The sequence below is a fragment of the Kitasatospora sp. NPDC004531 genome, from assembly GCF_053602195.1.
Genome location: NZ_JBSGDD010000188.1, coordinates 1 through 3,555, shown reverse-complemented (window position 1 = coordinate 3,555; position 3,555 = coordinate 1). Strand labels below are relative to the sequence as shown.

Sequence of the window (3,555 nt, the reverse complement as noted above, 5' to 3'; positions counted from 1 at the left end):
GGGCGCGGCGCCGAATCTGCCTCAGTGGCGCGTCAGTTGACGGTGACGGCGCCGCCCAGGTTGGTGTCGACGACCGGGCCGTAGGAGGCCGAGAAGTCGATGGTCGGGAAGCAGATGCTCGGGCCGGTCGACTTGGTGAAGTTCTGGTTCACCAGGTTGATCTGCGGCGGCGTGTTGGTCGCGGAGCCGGCCAGGCTGGTCGCGGTGGAGTGGTAGACGCAGTTGGCCGTGCCGGCCAGCGTCTTGAGGACGACGGTGGCCTGGATCGGGCCCGCCGAGGTCGGGCTGAGGGCGACCGGGAAGCCGGCGGAGTCCGAGATGCTCAGGGTGTACGGCAGGTTGTTCATGGTCAGGCTGTTCACGCCGGTGACGCCGGTGACGTTGGAGGTGCAGCCGCTGAAGGTCAGCACGTTGACCGGGCCGGACGCGGTGCCGGGCGCCGGCGGGTTGACCGCGACGGTGCCGCCGATGTGGGACGCGGTGCACTTGACGCCGGTGGTGGTGCCCGGGTTGTACATGGTGGCGATGGTGCCGGAGACCAGGTCCGCGGACAGCGCGTCGTTGACGGCGACGGGGATGCCGTTGACCGTCAGAACGGGGCCGCCGGCGGCGTTGGCGGAGCCGGCCGGCAGAGCGATCAGGGCGGTGGCGGCGGCCAGGGCGGCGGCGCCGGCGAAGAGGCGGTTGCGCACGAGGGTTCCTTCCGGTGGGTGGGGCATCCGGTGGGTGGGATCGGCCCCGGTGTGGTGTCCGGGGCGCGGCTCCGGCGGTGCGGAGCGCGTGCCCGCCCGCGGCGGGGCGGGCACGGGTCGGTGGGGGAGCGGCGGCCGCCGCGGGCGGTTCGCCGTCCGGATCAGTGGCCGGCGCTGGCGTTCATCGCGGCGGTCAGGTCGGCGAGGCTGTCGTCCAGCACGAAGTTCGCGTTGGTCTGCTGGAAGCTCACCGAGTTCTTGCCGGGCGTGGCGGGCAGCGCCATCGTCCAGTTGATGATCTGGTTCAGCGAGCCGAGCAGGCCGCAGCCGTTGGCGCCGGGCACCGAGAAGGTGTTGTCGACCAGGTTGGCGTTGTTCTCCGAGATCACCAGCGCGTTGTGGCCGTTGGGGTCCATCGTGAAGTCGATGGTGCCCGGGTCGCCGGTCATCGGGGCGGTCGGCGCGGGCGGGGCCGTGGTGCCGGTGGTGGGCTTGAGGATCAGCGGCGCGGAGTTCGAGCCGACGTAGCAGTCCGGGCCGAACAGCGCGTTGAACAGGTGCAGCTTGATCGGCAGCTGGAAGACGGGGTACGGCTCGCCGGTCGCCATCGGGGTGAACTTGGAGACGGAGCCCGCCAGTTCGACCTGCGCGAAGACGCTGGTGATGCCCGGCAGGAAGTTCTTGATGCCGGGGATGGTGATCTCCACCATCGGCGCCGACATCAGCGGGGCGTTGGTCGGCGGCACCACGTTGTACTGGTTGGCGGTGGTGCCGTCCGGGAAGGTCACCTCGGGCGCGGACTTGTCCCAGTAGAAGCCGAACTGCAGCTTGATCGGGGAGTTGAACGGCACCTCCGTGGTGCCCAGCGTGAACTTGCCGCCGTTGGTGATCGACACCAGGCAACCGACCTGGAGATTGGCCGAGTTGGTCATGGCGGGCGCGGTCAGCGGACAGTTGCCCATGCCGGTGTAGGGCGCGCCGGGAGTGGCGGCGGACGCCGGAACGGTGCCGGCCAGCAGTGCGGCACTGGCCAGCGCGGCCGGGACGGCGAGACGGCCGAGCATCCGCCGCGAGCCGCGACGGGCGGCCGGGCTGGCGGAGCTGCTGGCGGAGCGGTCCGGCGGGGTACGGCGCATGGTGGGGGAACTCCTCACGGCAGGGGAAACGGGGGTGGCCGGCCCGTGCTGGACGCGCCGACTGCGGTGCGGTGCAAGGGTGTTCGGCGAGCGGGCGGGTCGCTCGACGCCACGAGCGGCCGGTTTCGAAGGCGCACGACTGCCACCGTGCCGCCGGGGCGGCTCGTGGTACCCGGGGGAACCCGGGGCGGCGCCGTCGAAGCGCGGTGTTACCGCCGGGTACATCGCCAAGTTCTAGGGGGGTCGGACGGCAACGTCAAGAAGATGTGCGGAAGTTGGCAGGCCGGTGAGCGGAGTTCGAGTGCATTGTCGTCCCAATGGTCCCGTCAGTCACAGGAGTTGACTGGTGTTCAGATGTGTGGGGACGGTGCGCGAAGTATTGACCCACCATGTACCCCGGGGTAACTTCCAGACAGCTCGCAGGTGTGAGAAAGATCGTCAATTGCACTTCCAGGCACCACGGTTGACGCATCCGTCCACGCCAGGACCGAAACGCCCGCGAGGAGCACACCCCCACTCGAACCCTCTGGAGCTGCACATGCCCCACCCCGCAGAACAACCCGCCGCCACCCCCGTCGGGCGCGGCCGGGTCCGGCTGCGCCGCGCCGCACTGATGGCGATACCCGCCTGCGTGACCGCCGGCGTCCTGGTGACCCTGACCGCGCAGAACGTCCTCGCCAACCAGTTCGCCATCTCCGGCATGGCCTTCGAGGTCACCGCCGACCGGATGCACGGCACCGGGGTCGAGCAGTTCGGCGTCCTGGACAACATGATCGAGAACAGCCCGAACGCCGGCGACACCGGCGGGCAGCTGTTCCTGATCCAGACCGCCGTGAAGTCGGCCGACCTGACCAAGCTCTGCCAGAGCGTCAACCTGGGCGGCATCAACCTGCTGATCACGGCCGGCGACAAGGGCAGCCCCGTCCACGCCGAGAACCTCACCACCGACTCCGACCTGATGAGCGGCGAAGCCGAGTTCAAGGGCCTCGAAGTCGGCCGCGACGCCAGCACCTTCGACAAGGGCCCCGTCCAGGGCCCGCCCGGAATGTTCGGCCAGCAGGGCGACGAGGTGACCGTCGACCACTTCCGCCAGCGGAACTACGCCACCACCGCCGGACTGTTCCGACTGCCCAACATGCACCTCAGCTTCAGCACCGATGGCTGCTGAGTTCGACTCGGCACCGGACCGGGCGGCCGAGAACACCGCGGCCGCCCGGCCCAACGGTCCCGAGAACCCCGCCGACGCCCCGCCGGCCGTCATCACCCGCACCGGCTTCGCCGGCTGGCGCGACCGCCGGCCCTTCTGGGGCGGCCTGCTGGTCACCCTCGCCGGCGCCGAGATCCTGCTCACCGAGAGCGCCCCGATGCACATGGTCATCCGCATCGGACTGCTCGGCCTGGCCGGCTACATCGTCCCGATGCTGATGGTGCTCTGCGGACTGCTGCTGATCTTCCACCCCGTACAGCGGCTCTTCTACTCCCTGATCGCCGTGCTCGCCACCCTCGGCAGCTGGATCACCTCCAACATCGGCGGCTTCTTCATCGGCCTCGTCCTCGGCCTGATCGGCAGCACCCTGGCCTTCGGCTGGCTGCCCGAGCAACCCCTGACCAAGCGCAAGGCGCGCCGCCTCGCGGAACGCTCAGCGACCCCGGCCTGACCGGGGCGACCCACGGCGCAGGAGCGTGGCCTGCGCCGTGCGCACCGCCCGCGGCCCCCGCCACCGAGC

The 3,555-nt window shown here is 70.4% G+C and carries 4 protein-coding genes; 2 read left to right on the top strand and 2 right to left on the bottom strand.

The features are described from left to right. Nucleotides 1-32: 32 nt before the first annotated feature. Together ACWEMJ_RS33890 and ACWEMJ_RS33885 are read right to left on the bottom strand one after the other, a co-directional pair. A complete protein-coding gene (locus ACWEMJ_RS33890; protein ID WP_452140987.1) occupies nucleotides 33-692 on the bottom strand; it encodes a Tat pathway signal sequence domain protein in 660 nt (219 codons plus the stop codon). A gap of 161 nt (nucleotides 693-853) precedes the next feature. Then, complete coding sequence (locus ACWEMJ_RS33885; RefSeq protein WP_452140986.1) at nucleotides 854-1,828, bottom strand: hypothetical protein; 975 nt, start codon at nucleotides 1,826-1,828, stop codon at nucleotides 854-856. 538 nt (nucleotides 1,829-2,366) lie between these two features. Here ACWEMJ_RS33885 and ACWEMJ_RS33880 point away from each other — a divergent pair. Beyond that, entirely contained in the window at nucleotides 2,367-2,996 is a 630-nt protein-coding gene (locus ACWEMJ_RS33880) for a DUF6230 family protein (protein ID WP_452140985.1), read from the top strand. After that, complete coding sequence (locus ACWEMJ_RS33875; RefSeq protein ID WP_452140984.1) at nucleotides 2,986-3,486, top strand: DUF6114 domain-containing protein; 501 nt, start codon at nucleotides 2,986-2,988, stop codon at nucleotides 3,484-3,486. The genes ACWEMJ_RS33880 and ACWEMJ_RS33875 overlap by 11 nt, the downstream gene beginning before the upstream one ends. Nucleotides 3,487-3,555 lie beyond the last annotated feature (69 nt).